This window comes from Cupriavidus oxalaticus (assembly GCF_038900635.1).
Lineage (GTDB): Bacteria > Pseudomonadota > Gammaproteobacteria > Burkholderiales > Burkholderiaceae > Cupriavidus > Cupriavidus oxalaticus_B.
Genome location: NZ_JAYMRX010000031.1, coordinates 53,461 through 73,010, shown reverse-complemented (window position 1 = coordinate 73,010; position 19,550 = coordinate 53,461). Strand labels below are relative to the sequence as shown.

19 protein-coding genes and 2 riboswitches are annotated in these 19,550 nt (G+C 68.6%); of the genes, 14 read left to right on the top strand and 5 right to left on the bottom strand.

Translation table 11 applies throughout. From position 1 onward, the window contains the following. Positions 1-314: 314 nt before the first annotated feature. Positions 315-1,259 (top strand): Kdo hydroxylase family protein, encoded by a 945-nt coding sequence (locus tag VSR71_RS31275; protein WP_342917436.1) that lies wholly within the window; start codon positions 315-317, stop codon positions 1,257-1,259. 10 nt (positions 1,260-1,269) lie between these two features. On the opposite strand, the gene VSR71_RS31270 is transcribed toward VSR71_RS31275, so the two are convergent. Further along, positions 1,270-2,673 carry a coniferyl aldehyde dehydrogenase gene (locus tag VSR71_RS31270; RefSeq protein ID WP_342917435.1) on the bottom strand — a complete coding sequence of 468 codons (1,404 nt, stop codon included), beginning with the start codon at positions 2,671-2,673 and terminating at the stop codon, positions 1,270-1,272. 329 nt (positions 2,674-3,002) lie between these two features. On the opposite strand from VSR71_RS31270, the gene VSR71_RS31265 reads away from it, so the two are divergent. After that, on the top strand, positions 3,003-4,682 hold the full coding sequence (locus VSR71_RS31265; RefSeq protein WP_342917434.1) for a GMC family oxidoreductase: 1,680 nt from the start codon (positions 3,003-3,005) through the stop codon (positions 4,680-4,682). Between the two features lie 22 nt (positions 4,683-4,704). Here the strand turns inward: VSR71_RS31265 and VSR71_RS31260 are convergent, their stop codons facing one another. Next, positions 4,705-6,375, bottom strand: a complete 1,671-nt coding sequence (locus VSR71_RS31260) for an acyl-CoA dehydrogenase family protein (protein WP_342917433.1) — start codon at positions 6,373-6,375, stop codon at positions 4,705-4,707. Positions 6,376-6,586: 211 nt separating this feature from the next. Further along, positions 6,587-6,688: riboswitch (TPP riboswitch) on the top strand. Between the two features lie 101 nt (positions 6,689-6,789). Here VSR71_RS31260 and thiC point away from each other — a divergent pair. The 7 genes from thiC (at position 6,790) to VSR71_RS31225 (ending at position 13,283) form a co-directional block, all read left to right on the top strand. Continuing rightward, positions 6,790-8,670 carry a phosphomethylpyrimidine synthase ThiC gene (gene thiC, locus VSR71_RS31255; protein ID WP_342917432.1) on the top strand — a complete coding sequence of 627 codons (1,881 nt, stop codon included), beginning with the start codon at positions 6,790-6,792 and terminating at the stop codon, positions 8,668-8,670. A gap of 142 nt (positions 8,671-8,812) precedes the next feature. Continuing rightward, on the top strand, positions 8,813-10,003 hold the full coding sequence (locus VSR71_RS31250; RefSeq protein WP_342917431.1) for an FAD-dependent oxidoreductase: 1,191 nt from the start codon (positions 8,813-8,815) through the stop codon (positions 10,001-10,003). Positions 10,004-10,015: 12 nt separating this feature from the next. Continuing rightward, positions 10,016-10,213 (top strand): sulfur carrier protein ThiS, encoded by a 198-nt coding sequence (thiS, locus tag VSR71_RS31245; RefSeq protein ID WP_029047356.1) that lies wholly within the window; start codon positions 10,016-10,018, stop codon positions 10,211-10,213. A gap of 4 nt (positions 10,214-10,217) precedes the next feature. After that, a complete protein-coding gene (locus VSR71_RS31240) occupies positions 10,218-11,069 on the top strand; it encodes a thiazole synthase (protein ID WP_342917430.1) in 852 nt (283 codons plus the stop codon). Continuing rightward, positions 11,066-12,199: a thiamine phosphate synthase gene (locus VSR71_RS31235; RefSeq protein WP_342917429.1), complete on the top strand. Its 1,134-nt coding sequence runs from the start codon at positions 11,066-11,068 to the stop codon at positions 12,197-12,199. The genes VSR71_RS31240 and VSR71_RS31235 overlap by 4 nt, the downstream gene beginning before the upstream one ends. A 7-nt stretch (positions 12,200-12,206) precedes the next feature. Then, on the top strand, positions 12,207-12,713 hold the full coding sequence (locus VSR71_RS31230) for a GNAT family N-acetyltransferase (protein WP_342917428.1): 507 nt from the start codon (positions 12,207-12,209) through the stop codon (positions 12,711-12,713). A 120-nt stretch (positions 12,714-12,833) separates the two neighbouring features. Beyond that, the gene (locus VSR71_RS31225; protein WP_209763670.1) at positions 12,834-13,283 is read left to right on the top strand and encodes a PaaI family thioesterase; all 450 of its coding nucleotides are present in this window, start codon (positions 12,834-12,836) and stop codon (positions 13,281-13,283) included. Positions 13,284-13,306: 23 nt separating this feature from the next. On the opposite strand, the gene VSR71_RS31220 is transcribed toward VSR71_RS31225, so the two are convergent. Then, a complete protein-coding gene (locus tag VSR71_RS31220; RefSeq protein WP_342917427.1) occupies positions 13,307-13,741 on the bottom strand; it encodes a PGDYG domain-containing protein in 435 nt (144 codons plus the stop codon). Positions 13,742-13,748: 7 nt separating this feature from the next. Then, positions 13,749-14,585 (bottom strand): bifunctional hydroxymethylpyrimidine kinase/phosphomethylpyrimidine kinase, encoded by an 837-nt coding sequence (thiD, locus tag VSR71_RS31215; RefSeq protein WP_342917426.1) that lies wholly within the window; start codon positions 14,583-14,585, stop codon positions 13,749-13,751. 58 nt (positions 14,586-14,643) lie between these two features. Continuing rightward, a riboswitch (S-adenosyl-L-homocysteine riboswitch) is annotated at positions 14,644-14,737 on the top strand. 119 nt (positions 14,738-14,856) lie between these two features. On the opposite strand from thiD, the gene ahcY reads away from it, so the two are divergent. The 5 genes from ahcY to VSR71_RS31190 all read left to right on the top strand — a co-directional run bounded on the left by ahcY (position 14,857) and on the right by VSR71_RS31190 (position 18,851). After that, a complete protein-coding gene (gene ahcY, locus VSR71_RS31210) occupies positions 14,857-16,275 on the top strand; it encodes an adenosylhomocysteinase (protein WP_342917425.1) in 1,419 nt (472 codons plus the stop codon). Between the two features lie 172 nt (positions 16,276-16,447). Then, the gene (locus tag VSR71_RS31205; protein ID WP_209763677.1) at positions 16,448-16,798 is read left to right on the top strand and encodes a phage holin family protein; all 351 of its coding nucleotides are present in this window, start codon (positions 16,448-16,450) and stop codon (positions 16,796-16,798) included. A gap of 54 nt (positions 16,799-16,852) precedes the next feature. After that, the gene (metF, locus tag VSR71_RS31200) at positions 16,853-17,683 is read left to right on the top strand and encodes a methylenetetrahydrofolate reductase [NAD(P)H] (RefSeq protein ID WP_209763678.1); all 831 of its coding nucleotides are present in this window, start codon (positions 16,853-16,855) and stop codon (positions 17,681-17,683) included. A 16-nt stretch (positions 17,684-17,699) separates the two neighbouring features. Beyond that, entirely contained in the window at positions 17,700-18,059 is a 360-nt protein-coding gene (locus VSR71_RS31195) for a TfoX/Sxy family protein (RefSeq protein ID WP_342917424.1), read from the top strand. Positions 18,060-18,107: 48 nt separating this feature from the next. Next, a complete protein-coding gene (locus tag VSR71_RS31190) occupies positions 18,108-18,851 on the top strand; it encodes a Mut7-C RNAse domain-containing protein (RefSeq protein ID WP_342917423.1) in 744 nt (247 codons plus the stop codon). A 35-nt stretch (positions 18,852-18,886) separates the two neighbouring features. Here the strand turns inward: VSR71_RS31190 and VSR71_RS31185 are convergent, their stop codons facing one another. Next, positions 18,887-19,492, bottom strand: a complete 606-nt coding sequence (locus VSR71_RS31185) for a 5-formyltetrahydrofolate cyclo-ligase (RefSeq protein WP_342917422.1) — start codon at positions 19,490-19,492, stop codon at positions 18,887-18,889. Positions 19,493-19,550 lie beyond the last annotated feature (58 nt).

Genomic DNA, 19,550 nt, shown 5'->3' with positions numbered 1-19,550 from the left:
GCCCGATGATGTTCATCGGGCGTCTGTTTCCACCGGGCGCTAGCCGCCGAATGGCGCTACCAAAACCTGTCAACCTATGTCAGGACTTGACACGGACAAAAAGTTACCCGCCCAGGAGGGCGGAACCCAGCGGTTCAACGGCCGACAGCATGTCATCAATAGCCACAACAACGCTTCAAGCAGCCGACCTCCACTCCTGCGCCTCAAACTCCACCCCCATCCGCAGGAGAGTAAAATCCCAGCTATCCAACGTCCCGCACCCCCCAGCCGGGACCACAAATTCCTTCACGGGGGATCATCCCCAGAGGATCGCCATGCCTGAAGCACCAGCACTTAGCCGTGCCGCCGCGCCGAGCATATCCGCCGCCACCGGCAACCTCGACCTGATCCGCCCGCAGCCCTACACCACCTGGGCCCCGCAGGTCACCGCCGAGGAACGAGCCACCCTGCGCCGCGAGCTGGAGCAAGGCGCGGTACTGTACTTCCCCAGCCTGAAGTTCCACTTCGAACCCGGCGAGGAACGCTTCCTCGACGCCCGCTATTCCGACGGCAAATCCAAGAACATCAACCTGCGCGCCGGCGACACCGCGGTGCGCGGCGCGCAGGGCACCCAACAAGACCTGTCCGACCTGTACAAGCTGATCCGCCGCTATGCCGACAGCAGCGAGTCGCTGATCCGCACGCTGTTCCCGGAATACATCCCGCACATGACCCGCGCCGGCACCTCGCTGCGCCCCAGCGAGATCGCCGGCCGGCCGGTCAGCTGGCGCAAGGACGACACCCGCCTGCACGTCGATTCCTTCCCGTCCAACCCGATGCTGGGCAAGCGCCTGCTGCGCGTGTTCCACAACATCGACCCGGCATCGCCGCGCGTGTGGCGCGTGGGCGAGCCGTTCGGCGATTTCGCGCAGAAATTTGTCCCGAAGACCCACGGCATGTGGCCAGGCCAGGCGGCGCTGATGAAGCTGCTGCATATCACCAAGCGCAAGCGCTCGGAATACGACCACCGCATGCTGCAGCTGCACGACCTGGCCAAGGCCGACCTGGACTACCAGCGCGACGTGCCGCAGCAGGAATTCCACTTCCCGCCCGGCTCGACCTGGATCGTATTCAGCGACCAGCTGCTGCACGCCGCCATGCGCGGGCGCGCGATGATGGAGCAGACCATCTACCTCGAGCCGCAGGCGATTTCCGATCACACCCACTCGCCCGAGGCCGTGCTGGCGCGCATGCTCGGGCGGCCGATGCTGCTGTCGTGAGCGGCGGACCTCAGCGCAGCAGCAGTTTCAGCATCGATGCGAAGGTCTTGCCGTAAGGCGGCTTGAGCAGGCCGGCGCCGTTCAGGCCGGCCTGGTGGAACACCGGCTTGAGCTTGGAGAAGGTCTCGAAGCCCGCCTTGCCGTGGTAGACACCCATGCCGCTGGCCCCGACGCCCCCGAACGGCAGGTTGTCCTGCGCGATGTGGAACAGCGTGTCGTTGACGGTGACGCCGCCGGCAACGGTCTGGCGCATCACATGGCCGATGGTGTGGCGGTCGCGTTCGAACAGATACAGCGCGAGCGGCCGGGGCCGGGCGTTGATGTAGTCGAGCGCCTGGTCAATGGTCTGGTACGTCACCACAGGCAGCACCGGCCCGAAGATTTCCTCGCGCATCGCCGTGGCGCTTTCCGGCACGTCCAGCAGCAGCGTCGGCGTCATGCGCCGCGCGGCCGCGTCGTGGCCGGTTTCCGATAGCGGCACCACGCGCGCGCCTTGCGCCGCAGCATCGTCGACCAATCCTTGCAATCGCGCGAAATGGCGCGCGCTGATGATGCTGGTGTAGTCGGGATTGCGCGCAAGGTCCGGGTAGAGGCGGCCCACGCACGCGCGCATTGCCTGCACCAGCGGCTCGCGCAAATCATCGGGCACCAGCACATAGTCCGGCGCGATGCAGGTCTGGCCGGCATTCATCAGCTTGCCTACCAGAATGCGCTCCACCGCGCGCCCCAGGTCCGCGCCCGGCCCGACGATGGCGGGCGACTTGCCGCCCAGTTCCAGCGTGACCGGCGTGAGGTTGGCCGCGGCCGCGCGCATCACATGGTGGCCGACCGCGGTGGAGCCGGTGAACAGCAGATGGTCGAACGGCAGTGCGCTGAAGGCGCTGGCAACCTCGGCGTCGCCGTTGACGATCACGATCTCGTCCGGCGCAAACTCCGCCTGCACCAGTTCGGCGAACAGCGCGGCAAAGCGCGGCGTGTATTCCGAAAGCTTGACCATGGCACGGTTGCCAGCTGCCAGCACCCCGGCGAGCGGCCCCACCGTCAGGTACAGCGGGTAGTTCCACGGCACCACGATGCCGACCACGCCCAGCGGCTGCGGCAGCAATCGCGAGCGGCCGGGGCGGAACCAGAAGCCGGTGGCAACGCGGCGCTCGCGCATCCAGCGCTTGCCATGGCGCAGGCCGTCGTCGATCGCGGCCAGGCTCGGGAACATTTCCAGCAGCGCGGTTTCCTGGCGCGGCCGGTTGCCGAAGTCGTCGTGGATGGCCTGGGCGATGCGTTCGTGGTTCTCGGTCAGCAGGCGGCGCAGGCGCTCCAGCCGGTCGGCCCGCACCGTCCACGGCGGCAACTGGTCACGCCGCGAGGCGGCGTGCATCGCGCCAAACACGGACGGGATATCGGGGACTTCACGCATCGGTGGCGCTCCTGGCGGTTGGGCCGGCAAGGTGGCTTGCCGGGGATCCGGCGCGGTTGCGGGTGGTTGTCCCACGATCGCGTCGCATTTGCTGCGCATTCCAGCGCATTCCCGCGCAAGATAAGCCAGCATGCCGGCCGAGGCAATGGAGGGATCATGCAAGCTCGCATTTCAAACGCACGACGCCCGCCGCCCGCCGCCCTTCACCTCCGTTCCGGCTAGCGCCTACACTGAATCTCACAGCTTGCCATCCGCCGGACGGACAAGGCACGCGCGGCCGGCGCGGCGCCCGGCTCACGCGCGCCGCCTGCGGGCACGCGGGGAGACAGATGGAAACCACCTACGACTACGTCATTGTCGGCGCGGGATCGGCGGGCTGTGCGCTGGCCGGACGGCTGGCCGACAGCGGGGACGACACCATCGCCCTGGTCGAGGCCGGCCAGCACGACCACCATGTGCTGGTACGCACACCCGCCGCGTGCGCCGCCATGCTGCCGCGCGCCGGCGCACGCAACTACGCCTACGAAACCGTGCCGCAGCCGGGACTGAACGGCCGCCGCGGCTACCAGCCGCGCGGGCGCGGGCTGGGCGGCTCCTCGTCGATCAACGCGATGATCTACACGCGCGGACGGCCCGCCGACTATGATGACTGGGCCGCCGCCGGCTGCGACGGCTGGTCATGGGACGACGTGCTGCCATATTTCCGCCGCGCGGAATGCAATGAACGCCTGGCCGGCAGCGACGACGACCCGCTGCACGGCGGCAATGGCCCGCTCCATGTGTCGGACCTGCGCACGCCCAATCCTTTCGCCGAGCGCTTTATCGAGGCGGCGCAGCAGGCGGGCTACCTGCGCAACGACGACTTCAACGGCGAAGAGCAGGAGGGCGTGGGCTGGTACCAGGTCACGCAGCATGCGGGCGAGCGCTGGAACGCGGCGCGCGCCTACCTGCACGGCGGCAATACGCGCGACAAGGCCTGCAACGGCGGACGCGCGCGCCTGCAGGTGCTGACCGGCACGCAGGCGCTGCGCATCGTGTTCGAAGGCCGCCATGCGGCCGGCGTGCTGGTCGTGCGCGACGGCCGCCAGCAACTCCTGCGCGCACGGCGCGACGTGATCGTCTGCGCCGGCTCCTTCGGCTCGCCGCAATTGCTGATGGTGTCGGGCGTAGGGCCGGCGGCGCAGCTGCGCGAGCTTGGCATCGACGTGGTCCACGACCTGCCCGGCGTGGGCGCCAACCTGCAGGACCATCTCGACGTCATCCTGCACAAGCGCGTCGCGGCACCCGAGTTGTTCGGCGTGTCGTTCAGCGGCTTCATGACCCTGCTGTCGGAAATCCTGCGCTACCGGCGGGAACGCACCGGCATGCTGTCGAGCAACTTTGCCGAGGCTGGCGGCTTTATCCGCAGCCGTCCCGAACTGGCCGAGCCCGACCTGCAGCTGCATTTCGTCGTCGGCATGGCCGACAACCACATGCGGCGGCTGAACTTCGGCCACGGCTATTCCTGCCACGTGTGCGTGCTGCGTCCGCGCAGCCGCGGCGAGGTGCGGCTGGCATCGGCCGATATCCGCGAGGCGCCGCTGATCGACCCGCGCTACCTCAGCGATGTGCGCGACCTCGACGACATGGTCGCCGGCGTGCGCATCGTGCGCCGGATCTTCGCGCAGCCGCAGCTGGCCAGCTTCGGCGGACGCGAGCTGTACTCCGCGCACCTGCGTGCCGATGGCAGCGACGATGCCGACGTGCGCGAGATGATCCGCACGCATGCCGACACCATCTACCACCCGGTCGGCACTTGCCGCATGGGCATGGACGCGATGGCGGTGGTCGACCCGCAGTTGCGCGTGCGCGGCGTGGAAGGGCTGCGCGTGGTCGACGCCTCGGTCATGCCGACGCTGGTCGGCGGCAATACCAACGCGCCCGCCATCATGATCGGCGAACGCGCGCATGACCTGATCCGCTACGCGCCGCGGGTGATGCTGCGCGTGCTGGAGTCGATGGAGGCGTGACGCAAGCGCTGGGTCCGCGCGGCTAGCCTTCGAAGCCGCGTGATGCCACGCGCTGCAGCAAGCCGGCCTCCGCATCCAGCGTGCCGAACACGCGCCCGTGCTGGCGCCCGAGCCGGCTGGCGACGAACAGCTCCGCATTTTCCGCATCGGCATGCGCCAGCATCAGCGCCGCCTGCGTGGTCAGCACCAGGCCCTGCGCAAAGCGGCGCGCGTTGGCTTCCAGGTGCTCCGGCGCCTCGCGCAGCAGTGCCTGCAGCGACGCCAGTTCCGCGCGCACCGCGGGATGGCCGCCGGCGCGGCGCTGCAGGTCCTGCAGCAGGCGCGCGGCGTCGTCGGGGTTGCGCTGGATCGCGCGCAGCACGTCCAGGCACATGATGTTGCCCGAGCCTTCCCAGATCGAGTTGACCGGCGCCTCGCGGTACAGCCGCGCCATCGGGCTTTCTTCCACGTAGCCGTTGCCGCCCCAGACTTCCATCGCCTCGCCGGTGGCCTCGATGGCGCGCTTGCAGATCCAGAACTTGGCCGCGGGCGTGACCACGCGCTTCCACGCGGCGGCGAGCGGGTCGGGGTTGTCGCCCTCGGCGTGCTCGAAAGCGTGGCCCAGTTCCATCATCAGCAGCGTGGCGGCTTCGGATTCCAGCGCCAGGTCCGCCAGCACATTGCGCATCAGCGGCTGGTCGGCCAGCAGGCGGCCGAAAGCGCTGCGGTGGCGCGTATGGTGCAGCGCCTGCACGAAGGCCGCGCGCAGGATGGCCGAGCTGCCGATCACGCAGTCGAGCCGCGTATTGGTCGCCATCTCGATGATGGTGGGGATGCCGCGTCCTTCCTCGCCGATCAGGATGCCGGTGGCGTCGCGGAACTCGACCTCGCTGCTGGAGTTGGAGCGGTTGCCGAGCTTGTCCTTCAGGCGCTGGATCTGGATCGGATTCTTGCTGCCGTCGTCGCGGAAGCGCGGCACGAAGAAGCACGACAGCGGGCCGTCTTCGGCGCCCATGCGCGCCACCACGAGGTGCGCGTCGCACATCGGCGCCGAGAAGAACCATTTGTGCCCGGTCAGCGCGTATTCCGCGCCGCGGCCTTCGCCGCGCACGGCGCGCGCCACGGTGGTGTTGGCGCGCACGTCCGAGCCGCCCTGTTTCTCCGTCATGCCCATGCCGATCATGATCGCGGTCTTGTCGCGCCAGGGCAGGTCGCGCGCATCATGCTCGCTCGCGTACAGGCGCGGCTCCAGCTCGGCGAACAGCGCGGTTTCCTTGCGCAGCACCGGAATGCTGGCGAGCGTCATCGTGGTCGGGCACAGCGAGCCCGACTCCACCTGCGCCTGCAGGAAGTAGCCCGCGGTACGCGCGCTCCACGCCCCCGCGCGCGGCTGCGCGAAGGGCAGGGCCTGCAATTGCTGGCTGCGCAGCAGCGACAGCAGCGCGTGCCAGCTCGGGTGGAATTCCACGGAATCGATGCGCTCGCCGGTGCGGCTGTGGGTGTGCAGCTCGGGCGTATGGCGGTTGGCGTCGGCCGCCCATTGCTGCACTTCCGGCTCGCCCAGCCGCGCGCCGAACTGCCCCAGCGCTTCGGCGTGCCAGCCGCCGCCAAGCCGTTCCAGCGAGGCGCGGAGGAGGGGATCGCTGCCAAAGAGGTTGTAGTGCGCAAGATCCGGCACCTGGTTGAAGACGCGATGCGTGGCGGCGTCGGTCATGATGAGATGTCTCCTGGATCGGTTCGATGCTTGCCGTTTGCTTGCATGGTAGAGCACGTGACACGCGTTTGAGTGCGGGGTCGTCCGCTTGACGCGGATTTTTGCGCTGCACCATGCGCGATTCGATACCTCTGCGCACAGGTGTGGCACCACAAACCATAGGGAACTGGCACTGGCGCCCACCGGGGCTCTGTGCTTAAATTCACCCCGTTGGATGAAACAGGGGTGCCGTACGGATGGGCCGTGCGGCTGAGAGAGTCCCTTCGAACCCGATCCGGTTAGTACCGGCGTGGGAAGTTTCAGCAAGACCAAGCCTCTAGTCCCTCCGGGACTCGCCCCTCCGGCCACAAGCCCAGGCGGCGCTCACAGGGCTCCTGGTTTCGTCCACCCCGCAAGAGAGAGAGGACGACACCCATGGCCCGTACTGCCCCCGCTGCTTCCTTCGAATCGCTCGAGAGCGACCTCGACCAGAAATTCGCCTATCCGGCTTCCAGCAAAACCTACCTGACCGGCAGCCGTCCGGATATCCGCGTACCGCTGCGCACCATCCTGCAGACGTCCACGCGCACCGAGAAGGGCGACATGCCCAACCCGCCGATCCCGGTCTACGACACCTCGGGCCCGTACAGCGACCCGGATGTGCATATCGACCTGAAGGCCGGCCTGCCGCCGGTGCGCACCAAGTGGATCGAAGAGCGCGGCGACACCGAAGTGCTGCCTGGCCTGTCGTCGGAATACGGCCGCGACCGCGCCAACGACCCGGCCACCGCGCACCTGCGCTTTGCCCAGCTGACCAACCCGCGCCGCGCCAAGGCCGGTGCCAACGTGTCGCAGATGCACTATGCGCGCCGCGGCATCATCACGCCGGAAATGGAATACGTGGCGCTGCGCGAGTCGCTGAACCTGCAGGCACTGTACGACAAGCCCGAATACAAGGCGCTGCTGCGCCAGCACCCCGGCAATGCGTTGGGCGCCGGCCTGCCGCTGCGTCCGGAAGACATGACGCCGGAATTCGTGCGCCAAGAAATCGCCTCGGGCCGCGCGATCATTCCCGCCAACATCAACCACACCGAGCTGGAGCCGATGGCGATCGGGCGCAATTTCCGCGTCAAGATCAACGGCAACCTCGGCAACTCCGCGGTGACCTCGTCGCTGGCCGAGGAAGTGGAAAAGATGGTGTGGTCGATCCGCTGGGGCGCCGACACCATCATGGACCTGTCCACGGGCAAGCATATCCACGAAACCCGTGAATGGATCCTGCGCAACTCGCCGGTGCCCATCGGCACGGTGCCGATCTACCAGGCGCTGGACAAGACCGGCGGCATCGCCGAGGACCTGACCTGGGAGATGTTCCGCGACACGCTGATCGAGCAGGCGGAGCAGGGCGTGGACTACTTCACCATCCACGCCGGCGTGCTGCTGCGCTACGTGCCGCTGACCGCCGACCGCGTTACCGGCATCGTCTCGCGCGGCGGTTCGATCATGGCCAAGTGGTGCCTGGCGCACCACAAGGAAAACTTCCTGTACACGCACTTCGACGAGATCTGCGAGATCATGAAGGCGTACGACGTGTCGTTCAGCCTCGGCGACGGTCTGCGTCCGGGCTGCATCGCCGACTCCAACGACGATGCCCAGTTCGGCGAGCTGCGCACGCTCGGCGAACTGACCGCCAAGGCATGGAAGCACGACGTGCAGGTGATGATCGAAGGCCCGGGCCACGTGCCGCTGCAGCGCATCCAGGCCAACATGGACGAAGAACTCAAGCATTGCTACGAGGCGCCGTTCTATACCCTGGGACCGCTGGTGACCGACATCGCCCCCGGCTACGACCACATCACCAGCGGCATTGGCGCGGCCAATATCGGCTGGATGGGTACGGCCATGCTGTGCTACGTCACGCCCAAGGAGCACCTGGGCCTGCCGGACAAGGAAGACGTGCGCGAAGGCATCATCACCTACAAGATCGCCGCCCACGCCGCGGACCTTGCCAAGGGCTGGCCGGGCGCGCAGCTGCGCGACAACGCGCTGTCCAAGGCACGCTTCGAGTTCCGCTGGGAAGACCAGTTCAACCTTGGCCTGGACCCGGAACGCGCGCGCTCGTACCACGACGCCACGCTGCCGGCCGAAGGCGCCAAGATCGCCCACTTCTGCTCGATGTGCGGGCCGAAGTTCTGCTCGATGAAGATCACGCAGGAAGTACGCGACTATGCGGCATCGCTGCCCAAGGAAGCGCAGCAGGGCATGGAAGAAAAGTCGATCGAGTTCCTGAAGAAGGGCAGCAAGATCTACTCGTAAGGCAACGGCAGTACGGGCATGGCGTCGCAACCATGCCCGCGTATGTTCCGCCGCCGCGCAGCGCCCCGCGCGGCGGCCCAGACAACAAGGAGGCCGGCGCGGCGGCATGCCCGCATGCCCATGCGCCGGCACAACATCCCTCATGACAGCAGTACAGTCGTTTGACGTCGCCATCCTCGGGGCCGGACTTGCCGGCCGCCTGGCTGCCTGGCAACTGGTGCGCAGCGGCGCCCGCGTGGCGCTGGTGGAGCGCGCCGGGCCGGACGGCGCGGGTTCGGCCGCCTACGTGGCCGCGGCCATGCTGGCGCCGCTGGCGGAATCGGCCATCGCCGAGCGCCGCATCGTCGATCTCGGCATCGCCAGCGTCGACCTGTGGCGCGCGTGGCTGGCCGAGTTGCCGGAGCCGGTGTTCTTCCAGGAGGACGGCACGCTGGTGGTCTGGCATGCGCGCGACCGTGGCGAGATGTCGCTGTTTACCAGCCGCATGCGCGCCGTGGCGCCGCCCGAACTGGTGTCGCAGCGGCTGCGGGCGCTGGACGGCAAGGGCGTGGGCGAGGTCGAGCCGGCGCTGGCGGGCCGCTTCCCGCAGGGACTGCTGCTGGCCGGCGAGGGCCAGCTCGACAACCGCGGCGCGCTGCGCGCGCTGCTGTCGTGCGCGGTCAGCGAGGGCGTGCATTGCGTCTGGGAGGCCGGTGAAGTGGAAGCCGATACGCTGCCCACGCTCGGCATCCGCGCCGACGTGGTGCTTGACTGCCGCGGCCTGGGCGCGCGCGCGGCGTGGCCGTCGCAGCCCGGAGGCACCACGCCCGGACTGCGCGGGCTGCGCGGCGAAGTGGTGCGCGTGCATGCGCCCGACGTGAAGCTGCACCGGCCGGTGCGGCTGCTGCACCCGCGCTACCCGATCTATATTGCTCCCAAGCCCAACGACCTGTACGTGATCGGCGCGACCGAACTGGAAAGCGAGGACGATTCGCCGATGAGCGTGCGTTCGGCGCTGGAGCTGCTGTCCGCGGCGCATTCGCTGCACCCCGCTTTCGGCGAGGCGCGCGTGCTGGAACTGAACGTGCAGCGCCGCCCCACGCGGCCCGACCACCTGCCGGCGATCCGCGTCGACCAGCAGGCGCGCGTGGTCCGCGTCAACGGCCTGTACCGCCACGGCTTCCTGATCGCCCCGGCGGTGACCGAGGCCGCGTGCGCGGTGGTGGGCGCGCTGCTCAAGGGCGATCCTGCCGCTCATGCGGTGCCTGCCGCGCTGCGCTGGCCCGGCATGATCGAGGCAGTGACGGAAGCGCCGGCAGCGGCGCTGCACGCGCGCACCGGGCTGCTGCATTAACGCAAGACTGACATGGAAATCCTGCTCAACGGCCGACCCCTCGCCCTTGCCGAATCCGCCACGCTGGCGGACGCGGTAGTCGTGGCGAAGATCGCGCCTCCTTTTGCCGCGGCGGTCAACGGCCAGTTCGTGCCGCGCGCTGCGCACGCCAACACCCCCCTTGCGGCCGGCGACCGCATCGACCTCGTGCAACCCGTGACGGGAGGCTGACCCCATGACATTCGAACCTTCCGAAACCCTGCGCGACCCGTTCGTGCTGTATGGCGAGTCGTTCGGCTCGCGCCTGCTGCTGGGCACCGCGCGCTATCCGTCGCCGGCTACGCTCGAAGCGGCCGTGCAGGCATCCGCGCCGGCCATGATCACCGTTGCGCTGCGCCGCCAGGGCGCGGTGGGCGACGGCGAGGGCGGCCAGGCGTTCTGGCAGATGCTCAAGGCGCTGAACGTGCCGGTGCTGCCCAACACCGCCGGCTGCTTTACCGCGCAGGAGGTCATCACCACCGCGATGATGGCGCGCGAGGTGTTCGAGACGCCGTGGATCAAGCTCGAGCTGATCGGCGACGACTACACGCTGCAACCCGACACGCTCAACCTTCCCGCCGTGGCGGAGACCCTGATCAAGGAAGGCTTCAAGGTGCTGCCGTACTGCACCGAGGATCTGGTGCTGTGCCGCCGGCTGCTCGACGTCGGCTGCCAGGCGCTGATGCCGTGGGCCGCGCCGATCGGCACCGGCCGTGGCGCGGTGAATCCGCATGCGATGCGCGTGCTGCGCGAGCGCCTGCCGGATACGCCGCTGATCGTCGATGCCGGCCTGGGCCTGCCGTCGCATGCGGCGCAGGTGCTGGAGTGGGGTTACGACGGCGTGCTGCTCAACACCGCGGTGGCGCAGGCCGCCTACCCGGTCAACATGGCGCGCGCGTTCGCGCAGGCAGTCGAGGCGGGCCGCACGGCGTACCTGGCCGGGCCGATGCCCGAGCGCGAAGTGGCGCAGGCCAGCACGCCGGTGGTCGGCATGCCGTTCTGGCATGCGGATTCTGAGCAATCGGAGCAGCGGGAGCAGCGCGCATGACCCGCCGCCCTGTCCACGCCCCCAGCGACGGTCCGCTGCGCGCGGCAGTGCTGGAGCACTATGGCGAGACCTTCGGCATCGACGACAAGCCGTGGCAGGCCTGGCGCCTGGAAGACGCGCCCGCGCAGCCCGGCGCGCACGATGTGCTGCTGTCCGACGGCGAAGCCACCGAGGAAGTCATCGCTCGCATCGCCGCCAGCGGCGCCACGCTGATCGAGACCGACCGCGAAGGCGGCCAGTGGATCGACACGGTGCGCTCGCCGATGGGTACCTGGGTGTTCTCGGTTGCCGCGGACTGCGACCAGCCGCATTCGGCCGCGTTCGTCGCGGTGCTGCTGGCGAGTTTGTCGCTGCATTTTCCCGCGCATGACGCGTTGGTGCTGGCGCGCGCCTGGGAGCCGGGCTCGGCCGACTGGCCGTCTGACTTCGCCCGTTTCCCGCGCGTGCGCCATGCTGCGCTGGTGGCGCCGGAGCAGGCCGTCGAGCCGTTCGCATCGTGCCCCGCGCTGGGCCTGTACGTGGTGGTGCCGAGCGCCGAATGGATCGAGCGCCTGGCGCCGCTGAACGTGCCGACGGTGCAGCTGCGCTTCAAGTCCGACGATCCTGCCGCGGTGCGCGCCGAGATCGCGCGCGCGGCCGGAGCCATGCGGGGCTCGTCGTCGCGCCTGTTCATCAACGACCACTGGCGGGCGGCGATCGACTACCACGCTGCCCATGGCGCACAGAGCGGCCTCTACGGCATCCACCTCGGCCAGGAAGACCTCGATGACGCCGACCTCGACGCGATCCGTGCCTCCGGCCTGCGGCTGGGCGTATCCACGCACGGTTACGCCGAGATGCTGCGCGTCGCGGCGATCCGCCCGAGCTACCTGGCGCTCGGCGCGATCTTCCCGACCACGACCAAGGTGATGCCGACCCAGCCGCAAGGCATGGGCCGCTTCCGCGCGTATGCGAAGCTGATGCAGCCGGTGATCCCGTCCCTGGTCGGCATCGGCGGCGTCAACGCGACGAATATGCGCGATGTGCTCGCCGTGGGTGTCGGCAGTGCCGCCGTGGTGCGCGCCGTCACCGAGGCCGATGACGTGCCGGCCGCGGTGGCGCACCTGGTCAGCCTGTTCCCGGCCGGCTGAGCGCGCCGTGACCGCCCCGTGCATTCGCCTGGCGCAGGCGGATGACCTGCCGCGCCTGCCCGGGATCGAGCTGGCGGCGGCGGCGCTGTTTCCGGAGGGCGACGTGCCGGCGCTGCTGCGCCTGGTCAGCACGCCGGACTCGGCGCTGGCGGCCGCGCAGCGCGAAGGGCGGTTGTGGGTGGCCGAGCATGGCGGCGAAGTCGCCGGCTTCGCGCTCGCCAGCCGCAATCGCGCATGCGGCTACCTCGATGAAATGGATGTCCATCCAGACCATGGCCGGCGCGGCATCGGGCGCGCGCTGGTCGGGACCGTGCAGGGCTGGGCGCGGGCGAGTGGCCTGCGAACGCTGAACCTGACCACGTTCGCGCATTTGCCCTGGAATGCGCCGTTCTATGCCTCGCTGGGGTTTCGGCGGCTGGAGGACAGCGAGCTTTGCCCGTTGCTGTCGGAGGCGCTGGCGGCACAGCGCGCCGCCGGATTGCGGCAGCGCGTGGCCATGCGCCAAACGCTGTGAGTGGCGAGCCGCACGCCTGACCAAGATTTGTGCGACATTCGCCCAGCCGCCGGAACCGGAACGGACCCCGCCGCTATGATGGCGGGCAGCATTCCCCGCCATCCACCCAGCATGCCCACCATGTCGACCCAGCTCCCCGAAATCGTCCCCGCCGCTCCCGGCACGCCTGAGAAGCCCTATTTCGGCATCGACGTGCCGCTGATGCGCTATTTCGGCCTGCAGCCGGAGCTTATCGAAGAGGGCTACTGCCGCACGCGGCTGCCGGCGCATCCGCAACTGGTGAACAGCCGCGGCGACGTGCACGGCGGCACGCTGATGGCGACGCTGGACTTCACGCTGAGCGGCGCGGCACGCTCGCACGCGCCCACGGAAACGGGCGTGATCACCATCGACATGTCGACCCATTTCCTGGCCGCCGCGCGTGGCGAGCTGACGCTGGAAGCGCGCTGCCTGCGCCGCGGCGCGCGCATCGCCTTCTGCGAAGGCGAAGTGAAGGATGCGGCCGGCACCGTGGTGTGCGTGGCGCGGGCCGCATTCAAGCTGGTGCCGCTGTCCAGCGGCGGCAACTGATTCCTGCCTGAAATCCCGGCCGCTCAGTCCTGCAGCGGCCGGTACACCTGTTCAAACCTCGCGCGCTCGGTGATGCCATAGTCGCCGGGCGCGTATTGCATCAGCCAGTCGCCCGGCTTGCCGTGCAGCATGTCGCCACCGGCGCTGCGTTCGATGCTGAAGGCCTCGTGCATCTCTCGCGCCAGCACCGGGATCGGCTTGTTGCGATAGGCGCCGTCCTGGCCGTGCGCCAGCGGCGGGATGGCTTCGTACTTGGGGTCGAAGCGGTCGCGCGACACGCACCAGCGGTCGCCGGTGCGGCTGGTGATCAGCGCGTCGCCGGACTGGTAGCGGTTGGGGCCCTCGCGGCTGACCAGCTCGCCAGCCTTGGTGGCGAACGCCACGTCGACGACTTCATGCTTCACGAAGAAGGCGGCGTCGGGATCGCTGCGCAGATCGATATCGGTAAGTCTCTGCATCTGCTGCTCAACCCAGCGCACGCGGCGCGAAGGCATGGTTCAGCGGGCCGTTGCCGCTGCCCAGCCGCAATCCCGCACCGGCCGCGATGGCCTGCGCCACATAGTCCAGCGCCTTGCCCGCCGCGTCCTCAAGCGCATCGCCACGCGCCAGCTGCGACGCGATCGCCGCCGCCAGCGTGCAGCCGGTGCCGTGCAGGTTGCGGGTATCGACGCGTGGATGCGTGAACACACGCACGGTGCCGTTCTTGAGCATCAGCAGGTCGTCCAGCCCCCCGGCGATGCCGGCCGCGCCATCGTCTTCCAGGTGGCCGCCCTTGAGCAGCACGGCCGGGCAGCCCATCGCGATCAGGTCGGCGGCGGCCTGTTCCATGTCGGCGCGGCGCGCGATTTTGCGGCCCAGCAGGTAGGAGGCCTCGGGCAGGTTGGGCGTGACCAGCAGCGCGCGCGGGAACAGCAGCCGCACCATGGCCTGCGTGGTGGCGTCGTCGGACAGCGTCGCGCCCGAGGTCGAGATCATTACCGGATCCACCACCAGCTTGCGGATGCCGTGCCGGTCCGCCGCGGCGGCCACGGCCTCGACGATGGCGGCGGTACCCAGCATGCCGGTCTTGGCCGCGTCCACGCCGATATCGCCGGCCACCGCGTCGATCTGCGCGGCCACCATGTCGGCCGGGATCGCATGCACGCCGGTCACGCCCAGCGTGTTCTGCGCGGTGATGGCGGTGATGGCGCTCATGCCGAAGCATCCCAGCGCGGAGAAAGTCTTCAGGTCGGCCTGGATGCCGGCGCCGCCGCCGGAATCGGAACCGGCGATGGTCAGGGTGCGGGGTGGCGTTGGAATCATCTGCGAGGAAATCAAGGAGGGCCGGTGCGCAAGGCGGCCGGGCACGCTACAATACCGCCACTCCGAGGAGCGTTGCAACGGATGCGGTAGGCAAAATGTGCTACCCCATGCATCCGCCAGGCTCGGACTGTCTTCAACGGCGCTCGCTGATCCGTGGTTCGCACGGAGGCGAGTCGACCTATCCGCCCGCTGCGCATGTGCCGCTGCCATGCCGCCGCCGCCCGATTTCCCGATTTCGTCACCTGCGTGCCACTCTTCACCGGAGTGAAACATGAACGCCGTGACCGACCTGAAGCAAGACTACCTCGTCGCCGACATCAACCTGGCCGGCTGGGGCCGCAAGGAAATCGCCATTGCAGAGACCGAAATGCCCGGCCTGATGGCGATCCGCGATGAATTCGCCGCCGCGCAGCCGCTCAAGGGCGCGCGCATCGCCGGCTCGCTGCACATGACGATCCAGACCGCCGTGCTGATCGAGACGCTCCAGGCGCTGGGCGCCGACGTGCGCTGGGCCTCGTGCAATATCTTCTCGACGCAGGACCACGCCGCCGCCGCCATCGCCGCGGGCGGCACGCCGGTGTTCGCCTTCAAGGGCGAATCGCTGAAGGAATACTGGGACTTCACGCACCGCATCTTCGACTGGGCCGACGGCGGCACGCCCAACATGATCCTCGACGACGGCGGCGACGCCACGCTGCTGCTGCACCTGGGCGCCAAGGCCGAGAAGGACGCTTCGCTGATCGCCAACCCGGGCAGCGAGGAAGAAACCTTCCTGTTCGCCGCGATCAAGGAAAAGCTGGCCCGCGACCCGAGCTGGTACAGCCGCAACCTGGAAGCCATCCGCGGCGTGACCGAGGAAACCACCACCGGCGTGCATCGCCTGTACCAGATGGCCCAGAAGGGCGAGCTGCGCTTCCCGGCGATCAACGTCAACGACTCCGTCACCAAGAGCAAGTTCGACAACCTGTACGGCTGCCGCGAATCGCTGGTGGACGGCATCAAGCGCGCCACCGACGTGATGATCGCTGGCAAGATCGCCATCGTGGCCGGCTACGGCGACGTGGGCAAGGGCAGCGCGCAGGCGCTGCGCGCGCTGTCGGCGCAGGTGTGGGTGACCGAGATCGACCCGATCTGTGCGCTGCAGGCCGCGATGGAAGGCTACCGCGTGGTGACCATGGACTACGCTGCCGAGCATGGCGATATCTTCGTCACCTGCACCGGCAACTACCACGTCATCACCCATGACCATATGGCCCGGATGAAGGACCAGGCCATCGTCTGCAATATCGGCCACTTCGACAACGAGATCGACATCGCCTCGATCGAGAAGTACGAGTGGGACGAGATCAAGCCGCAGGTCGATCACGTCAAGTTCCCCGACGGCAAGAAGCTGATCATCCTGGCCAAGGGCCGCCTGGTGAACCTGGGCTGCGCCACCGGCCACCCGTCGTACGTGATGAGCAGCTCGTTCGCCAACCAGACCATCGCCCAGATCGAGCTCTGGCAGGAACGCGACAGCGGCAAGTACCCGGTCGGCGTCTACACGCTGCCCAAGCACCTGGACGAGAAGGTCGCGCGCCTGCAGCTGCGCAAGCTGAACGCGCAGCTGACCGAGCTGACCGAACAGCAGGCCGCGTATATCGGTGTGAAGAAGGAAGGCCCGTATAAGGCGGATCACTACCGCTATTGATGCGCGCAGGAAGGTAGGAACTCCCCTCTCCCGCGTGCGGGAGAGGGGCTGGGGGAGAGGGCAGGCGCTGCCACGAAGCAGGGCATATCGCATCGAGACACGCCCGCCCTCACCCCCGACCCCTCTCCCATCAATGGGAGAGGGGAGCAACCACGCCATTCAAGGAGCCGTCATGAGACTACTGGTCGTCTGGATCATCAACGCCGTATCGCTGTTCGTGCTGCCGTACATCATCCCGTCGATCCACATCAAGAGCTTTGGCTCGGCGATGCTGGCGGCGCTGGTGCTGGGCCTGGTCAACACGCTGATCCGTCCGATCCTGGTGATCCTGACGCTGCCGGTGACGCTGCTGACGCTGGGGCTCTTTATCTTCGTCATCAACGCGCTGCTGTTCCTGTTCGTCGGCAACCTGCTGTCGGGCTTTACCGTCGACGGTTTCTGGGCGGCGCTGCTGGGCTCGGTCCTGTACAGCGTGATCTCGTGGCTGCTGGCCAGCCTGCTGCTGCGCGACCGCGACGACTGACGCTTTCCACGGACCCCTATTCAGCGCGCCGCGCCAACGCGGCGCGCCAACATCATGCAAGACCGCTACTTCAGCTTTGAATTCTTCCCGCCCAAGACGGCGGAGGGCACGGAGAAGCTGCGCAACACGCGCGCGCAGCTCGCCCCGCTCAAGCCCAAGTACATCTCGGTGACGTTCGGCGCCGGCGGCACCACGCAGCAGGGCACGCTCGACGCCGTGCTGGAAATCCAGCGCGAGGGCATCGAGGCCGCGCCGCACCTGTCGTGCGTGGGCTCGTCGCGCGATAGCATTCGCGCGGTCCTGCAGCAGTACCGCGAGGGCGGCATCCGCCATATCGTCGCGCTGCGCGGCGACATGCCGTCGGGCATGGGCGAGATCGGCGAGTTCCGCTACGCCAACGAGCTGGTGGAGTTCATCCGGGCCGAGACCGGCGACTGGTTCAATATCGAAGTCGCGGCGTACCCGGAGTACCACCCGCAGGCGAAGTCGCCGCGCCATGACCTCGACAACTTCGTGCGCAAGGTCAAGGCCGGTGCCGATTCGGCGATCACGCAGTACTTCTACAACGCCGACGCATACTTCCGCTTTGTCGACGACGTGCGCGCGCAGGGCGTGGACGTGCCGATCGTGCCGGGCATCATGCCGATCACCAACTACTCGCAGCTGATGCGCTTCTCCGAGATGTGCGGCGCCGAAGTGCCGCGCTGGGTGGCCAAGCGGCTGGAGAGCTTCGGCGACGACCGCGAATCGATCCGCGCCTTCGGGCTGGACGTGGTCACCGCGCTGTGCGAGCGACTGCTCGCCGCGGGAGTGCCGGGGCTGCATTTCTACACGCTCAACGCGGCCGGCGCGACCAAGGCGATCTGGCAGCGGCTGAAGCTGTAACGCACCAGGACGCGCCATGGCCACGCGCCGCCCCGATCCCTTCGTCGAACACCTGCTCGAGCTGATGGGGCCGCTGGCGGCGCGCATCGGGCCGGTGACGGCCAGGCGGATGTTTGGCGGCCACGGCCTGTTCTATGACGGGCTGATGTTCGCGCTGGTGTCCGGCGGCACCTGCTACCTGAAGGCGGATGACGCCACGCGCGGCAAGTTCGACGCCGAAGGCAGCGAGCCTTTCCGCTACCAGTCCGCGAAGCGCGAGGTCACCATGCGCCACTACCTCAGCCTGCCGCCCGCCGCGCTGGAGTCGCCTGCGGCGATGACGCCGTGGGCGAAGCTCGCGGTGGAGGCGGCGCTGCGGCTGGGGAATGCGGACTGAGCCTGCGCCAGCGCGCAATCCATGCGGAATCGGTGCCATACTCGCCCCATGGTCACCGCCACCTTCCGCTTCTACGAGGAACTGAACGACTTCCTCGCGCCGGACCAGCGCCGGCGTGACCTGCCCTGCGCGTGCGCGCGCGCCGCGACCGTCAAGCACATGATCGAGGCGCTGGGCGTGCCGCACACCGAGGTCGAGCTGATCCTGGTCAACGGCGAATCCTCCGGTTTCGAGCGCCAGCTGCAGAACGGCGACCGGGTCTCGGTCTATCCCAAGTTCGAACGCCTCGACGTCACGCCGCTGCTGCGCGTGCGCGAACACCCGCTGCGCGCGATGCATTTCGTTGCCGACGCGCACCTGGGCGGACTGGCGCACCTGCTGCGCATGACCGGCTTCGACACCCTCTACGACAACCATTTTGAAGACAGCGAGATCGAGCGCATTGCGGTCGACGAAGGCCGCATCGTGCTGACGCGCGACCGCGAACTGCTCAAGCGCCGCGGTATCACGCACGGCTGCTATGTGCGCGCGCTCAAGCCGCGCCAGCAGGTGCGCGAGATCTTCGCGCGGCTGGACCTGGCGCGCAGCGCGCGGCCGTTCTCGCTGTGCCTGGACTGCAACGTGCCGCTGCACGCGCTGGAAGCGGCCGCCGCGGCCGGGCGCGTGCCGGACGGCGTGCTCGAGCGCCATCGCAGCTTCGTCACCTGCGACCAGTGCCGGCGGGTGTTCTGGGAAGGCTCGCACTGGCGCTGCATGCGCGCGCTGGTGGACGAGCTGGTGCAGGCCGGCTGAACCCCGGGCCCGCACGCTGCCGTCACCCTCTCGGGCTAGAACGCTCCCGCTTCAGTGACGATCCATTCCATCGCCACGTCATGCGGCTGCGCGGGCAGTGCGATGCGGCACGCTTCATAGCCGATGCCGATCGCCACGGGCCGATGCGCCATCGCCGCGAGCGTGCGGTCGTAGAAGCCGCCGCCGTAGCCCAGGCGGAACTTGTCCGGGCTGAAACCGACACAGGGAATGAGCAGCGCGTCGGGCGTCACGGCCTCGGTGCCGTCGGGGACCGGGATGCCGTAGTGGCCCTTGGTCATCGGCGTGTCCGGGTCCCACAGGTGAAAGTCCAGCGGCGCGCCGGGGCGGCTTACCGCCGGCAACGCCGCCTGGCGCCCGGGCACCGCCGCGAGCCATTGCGCGACCGCGCCGCGCGCGTCGAACTCCTGCTGGATTGGCCAGTAGAAGCCAAGGCAGCGCACGGCCAGGCCCGCCAGCAGCTCGGACAACGCGGCGGCGATGCGCGCATCGGCATCGTTGCGCGCTGGCAGGCCGGCACGCAATGCCAGCAGGCGCGCACGCTGCGCGCGGCGGTCTTCAGTCGCGTCCGGGAGCGGGGTGGCAGGAGAGGTGGCGGCCGAGGGGGCGGAACTTGAGGACATGGCGTGGGATAATGCCCGCGTCCGAACCAACACGGACGGCGGAAGCTGCTGCGGCCCT

Excerpts from the sequence above, each read along its gene's own strand:
- VSR71_RS31275 (WP_342917436.1), top strand. The coding sequence starts at position 315 with ATGCCTGAAGCACCAGCACTTAGCCGTGCCGCCGCGCCGAGCATATCC.
- VSR71_RS31270 (WP_342917435.1), bottom strand. The coding sequence starts at position 2,673 with ATGCGTGAAGTCCCCGATATCCCGTCCGTGTTTGGCGCGATGCACGCC.
- VSR71_RS31265 (WP_342917434.1), top strand. The coding sequence starts at position 3,003 with ATGGAAACCACCTACGACTACGTCATTGTCGGCGCGGGATCGGCGGGC.
- VSR71_RS31260 (WP_342917433.1), bottom strand. The coding sequence starts at position 6,375 with ATGACCGACGCCGCCACGCATCGCGTCTTCAACCAGGTGCCGGATCTT.
- thiC (WP_342917432.1), top strand. The coding sequence starts at position 6,790 with ATGGCCCGTACTGCCCCCGCTGCTTCCTTCGAATCGCTCGAGAGCGAC.
- VSR71_RS31250 (WP_342917431.1), top strand. The coding sequence starts at position 8,813 with ATGACAGCAGTACAGTCGTTTGACGTCGCCATCCTCGGGGCCGGACTT.
- thiS (WP_029047356.1), top strand. The coding sequence starts at position 10,016 with ATGGAAATCCTGCTCAACGGCCGACCCCTCGCCCTTGCCGAATCCGCC.
- VSR71_RS31240 (WP_342917430.1), top strand. The coding sequence starts at position 10,218 with ATGACATTCGAACCTTCCGAAACCCTGCGCGACCCGTTCGTGCTGTAT.
- VSR71_RS31235 (WP_342917429.1), top strand. The coding sequence starts at position 11,066 with ATGACCCGCCGCCCTGTCCACGCCCCCAGCGACGGTCCGCTGCGCGCG.
- VSR71_RS31225 (WP_209763670.1), top strand. The coding sequence starts at position 12,834 with ATGTCGACCCAGCTCCCCGAAATCGTCCCCGCCGCTCCCGGCACGCCT.
- VSR71_RS31220 (WP_342917427.1), bottom strand. The coding sequence starts at position 13,741 with ATGCAGAGACTTACCGATATCGATCTGCGCAGCGATCCCGACGCCGCC.
- thiD (WP_342917426.1), bottom strand. The coding sequence starts at position 14,585 with ATGATTCCAACGCCACCCCGCACCCTGACCATCGCCGGTTCCGATTCC.
- ahcY (WP_342917425.1), top strand. The coding sequence starts at position 14,857 with ATGAACGCCGTGACCGACCTGAAGCAAGACTACCTCGTCGCCGACATC.
- VSR71_RS31205 (WP_209763677.1), top strand. The coding sequence starts at position 16,448 with ATGAGACTACTGGTCGTCTGGATCATCAACGCCGTATCGCTGTTCGTG.
- metF (WP_209763678.1), top strand. The coding sequence starts at position 16,853 with ATGCAAGACCGCTACTTCAGCTTTGAATTCTTCCCGCCCAAGACGGCG.
- VSR71_RS31195 (WP_342917424.1), top strand. The coding sequence starts at position 17,700 with ATGGCCACGCGCCGCCCCGATCCCTTCGTCGAACACCTGCTCGAGCTG.
- VSR71_RS31190 (WP_342917423.1), top strand. The coding sequence starts at position 18,108 with ATGGTCACCGCCACCTTCCGCTTCTACGAGGAACTGAACGACTTCCTC.
- VSR71_RS31185 (WP_342917422.1), bottom strand. The coding sequence starts at position 19,492 with ATGTCCTCAAGTTCCGCCCCCTCGGCCGCCACCTCTCCTGCCACCCCG.